Origin of the sequence: Brevundimonas huaxiensis (genome assembly GCF_014218725.1) — a bacterium.
GTDB classification, from domain to species: domain Bacteria; phylum Pseudomonadota; class Alphaproteobacteria; order Caulobacterales; family Caulobacteraceae; genus Brevundimonas; species Brevundimonas huaxiensis.
The window spans coordinates 1-3,278 of record NZ_JABBJE010000022.1 but is presented as its reverse complement, the minus strand read 5'-3'; the positions used below and the strand labels follow the sequence as shown (position 1 = coordinate 3,278).

Genomic DNA, 3,278 nt, shown 5'->3' with positions numbered 1-3,278 from the left:
GTACTAATAATCCGATCGGTTTGATCGTTTCTCAGCAAAACTCATTCGATGATCGTTCAGACCAGAACGATCGCAGACAATGTCTTCTCATCATCCGCTGTCCCCCTGGTTGACCTGGTGGCTATGTCGGAGGTTCCCCACCCGATCCCATTCCGAACTCGGTCGTTAAGCCCTCCAGAGCCAATGGTACTTCGTCTCAAGGCGCGGGAGAGTAGGTCGCCGCCGGGTCTACCAGGCGGACAGCCGATGATGAACAAACACTGCAGTCGCGGCCCTTCTCGAAACGTTCTTCCTTCTCGATACACTACCGCTTGCCGCGGGATGGAGCAGCCCGGTAGCTCGTCAGGCTCATAACCTGAAGGTCGTAGGTTCAAATCCTACTCCCGCACCCAACTTCGTAGTATTGTCGCCGTTTAGGTTCACCAGGGCGGCGATTTTGCCTTGTACTGTCAAGGTAAAATCTCATCGCGCTGCTAGCGGCGTGACCACGACGGTTTCAATCAACTTGCGCGCCAGGTCTCGGGCCTCAGCCGCGGCCTTGCTGTCGCTGCGAGCCAAGGCGCGCTCCAGCGAGTCCACCACGGTCCGTTAATGCTTGGGCACACGAGGATGCAGGGCGACGACCGACGCCGCCGGCGCTTGGGCCAGTTCTGAGTCAATCTGGCTTCGCCGCGCTTCCAGCGCATCCAGACGATCTTTGACTGCAGCGCCCGCAAGGACGCCAACGGCGATCTGGTCGACCAGACCTTCGGCGCGGCCCTTGACTTCTGCAAAGTCACTGTCGAGTTTCGATCGAGCCTGGGTGATCCTACGCGCGTCATTCTCTGCGGCGAGCTTCGCCTCTTCGACGATGAGCGCCACGCGTTCCAGCGTCAGCAGTCGGTTCTTGATCGCGGCTGGCACGCTTCAATCTCGGCGCTCTTGATCTCTCGAGCGTTGTGCATGACAGTTTTCCGCGGTCTCGCCGCCATGAGCACATAAAGCGTTGGTCGGCTCCGCTTCGGGTCATCTGGCCGCCACAGACCCCGCACGTCAGTTTTCCGCTCAGAAAGTGTCGGAGCCGCACGGCTCCGCGAAGGAAGGCGCCTGGTCGGTAGTGACGCTGGCCCGATCCCGCTCTGTCGGCTGCGGTGAAGGACGGGCTGGTGCACGACCTGATGCCGTGCGCGTAAGGCGGTGCGGAAAGCCCTCGCAACTGGGGACAGGGACGCCCTGGCCGCAGCGCGGCGCAGCGTCGACAAGGCCAAGGTGGGACCGGGCGAGAGGGGCCCGGTGTGGTGGAACGACGGCTCGCCCGATCTAAATCGACGTATGGCGCGAAACACCCTCTGGGCAGACTAGTTCACCAGTCTGGGCGAGGCGGGCGAATGACAACAGCACTCGACCGTTTCGTCCTAGCTCAAGATCGCGTGTTCGAAACTGCGATGGCCGAGCTCGCGGCAGGTCGCAAGACAAGTCACTGGATGTGGTTCGTCTTCCCCCAGGCCCGGTCAATGGGGCGGTCTTCGACGGCCGCCTTCTATGGCATCGAGTCGCTCGAGGAGGCCTAGGGTTACCTGGCTCATAAGGTCTAAGGGGCGCGGCTTGCTCGCGCCACTCACACCGCGACCACGGGGTCGGTGGATTCGGTGCCTCATCTGTTAGGATCGCCCGATGATCTCAAGCGCCGCTCATCGATGACACTGTTCGTGGCCTTGGCGGTCGACCAGACTTTGTTTGAGGCGGCGTTGGCGCGCTGTGGCCTGTCGCCTGATCCGTTGACCGCAGACCTTGTGGCCAGCGCCATTGAGGGACCGGATCGCCTTTTATCAACGATCGGCCAGTTTACGCGGTTCAGGCGTGGACAACTGACAGAGCGCCGTCGGGCAGCGGGCGCTGAAGCGCCTTGGCCGTTTCCCACGGCGCCGTCATCCAGGCCTCGATCTCGTCGGACTGCGTCAAGATCACCGGCATGGCCTTGGGATGAACCGAGCCGACCTCCGCGTTGGGTTCGGTCGTCAGAAGAGCGAAGACGTCGATCGTCTCCATGCCGGTCTTGATCCTGCGCACGCTGGTGTGGGCCCAAACGTGAATGCCGGCGAAGAAGGCGAGCGGCTCGGGCTCATCGCCCGCGAGCTTGAACCAAATGGGGCGGTACTTGCCGGCGGCATCCCGGCCTGGTTCGCTGAAGGCCGTGAAGGGGACCAGGCAGCGCAACGCCGGCGATAGGTGCGGGCGCCAATGGCTGGAGCTGGTGTTGCGCACGTTGGTCGTGCCACTGTCGGGTTCGAACTCCAGGATCTTCTGGAAGTCGACCTCGCCGCCCTTGGCCCGCAACTTGTCCGCCCGTTTGGTGGCATTATCGAAGATCGCCTTCTTGGACGAGGGCATGCCCCAGCGCGCGGAGGCAAGCACCCGCTCATCCCCATCTTATCTGACGATTGGGGCCGGGTAGTCGGGATAGATGTCGCCCGGCGCAAGATTGCCGACCGTCGAGCGCATTGCGCCAACCAAGTCCATGATGGCTTGAGGGCCGAGCGCTGGCGATAGAGGTTGCACATCAGAAGTTCCCGGCCGGTTCCGCAGGCATCCAGCATGAGGCTAGATCTTCTATTGCCTCTCGGCCCCACTTCTCGATGAATCCACCACTTGACGTCATGGATATGTCGGCGGGGACATCATCGGACTGGACTGTCTGATACGCCCATATTGTCCAGATCGTACCGTCTAGCGTGATCTCCGGCATCGTCGGTGGCCAGCGAAGGCCTATGACTGCAATGCGGGGCGTCTCCAGTTGCTCAAAACTACGAATGGTCTTCATCAAGGCAGGGCACTCATCCGTCGTCGTCCACTCGGATCTGGCTACACCGCCGACGCGTACCGACTTTTTCTGTGCGACATATCTTGGTCTCGTAGGTCGACCGGCGGGCGCTCCGTCACGTGTCGGCGCGAAATAGATCCAAACGCCGCCACCGGCATCTCCGATGGATGATTTCCAACGAAAGCCCATCCAAGCCGGCAGGTGAAGCCACTCTGGATTTTCCGTCATCAGCGCCTGGACACTGGACATCCTATCGTCCGACACCGTTTGAGCGGAAGTGTCGGACGCAGAGAATGTGGCGAGTAAGACTGCTGATGTAAGTACGAGCGTTTTCATTCAGTCGATCAATCCGCGCCGCTGCATATCTACGATGATCTGGTTGGCCAGGCCAGGATGGCGGTGGACGTGAACTCCGTGCCGTTGTCGCTGACGATCATGGCGGGACGGCCCCGCCGAGCGATCAGCGCTGTCAGCTCTC

At 61.3% G+C, this 3,278-nt stretch carries 3 protein-coding genes, 1 tRNA gene, 1 rRNA gene and 1 pseudogene; 3 read left to right on the top strand and 3 right to left on the bottom strand.

What is annotated here, in order from left to right:
• Positions 1-113: 113 nt before the first annotated feature.
• Together rrf and HF680_RS15680 are read left to right on the top strand one after the other, a co-directional pair.
• Positions 114-228 (top strand): 5S ribosomal RNA (gene rrf / locus HF680_RS15685).
• Between the two features lie 87 nt (positions 229-315).
• A tRNA-Met gene (locus HF680_RS15680) sits at positions 316-392 on the top strand.
• A gap of 196 nt (positions 393-588) precedes the next feature.
• Here HF680_RS15680 and HF680_RS15675 read toward each other — a convergent pair.
• The gene (locus HF680_RS15675; RefSeq protein WP_045811668.1) at positions 589-903 is read right to left on the bottom strand and encodes a hypothetical protein; all 315 of its coding nucleotides are present in this window, start codon (positions 901-903) and stop codon (positions 589-591) included.
• Entirely contained in the window at positions 818-1,009 is a 192-nt protein-coding gene (locus HF680_RS16295; protein WP_082064502.1) for a hypothetical protein, read from the bottom strand. The genes HF680_RS15675 and HF680_RS16295 overlap by 86 nt, the downstream gene beginning before the upstream one ends.
• Before the next feature lie 358 nt (positions 1,010-1,367).
• Between HF680_RS16295 and HF680_RS16110 the strand changes: the two are divergent.
• Positions 1,368-1,724: pseudogene (locus tag HF680_RS16110) on the top strand (DUF1810 domain-containing protein); the annotation flags it as partial.
• A 109-nt stretch (positions 1,725-1,833) separates the two neighbouring features.
• Here the strand turns inward: HF680_RS16110 and HF680_RS15655 are convergent.
• A complete protein-coding gene (locus tag HF680_RS15655; protein WP_231576690.1) occupies positions 1,834-2,394 on the bottom strand; it encodes an SOS response-associated peptidase family protein in 561 nt (186 codons plus the stop codon).
• Positions 2,395-3,278 lie beyond the last annotated feature (884 nt).

What these genes read in the sequence shown, in the direction of transcription:
- HF680_RS16295 (WP_082064502.1), bottom strand. Translation starts at nt 1,009, where the DNA reads ATGACCCGAAGCGGAGCCGACCAACGCTTTATGTGCTCATGGCGGCGA.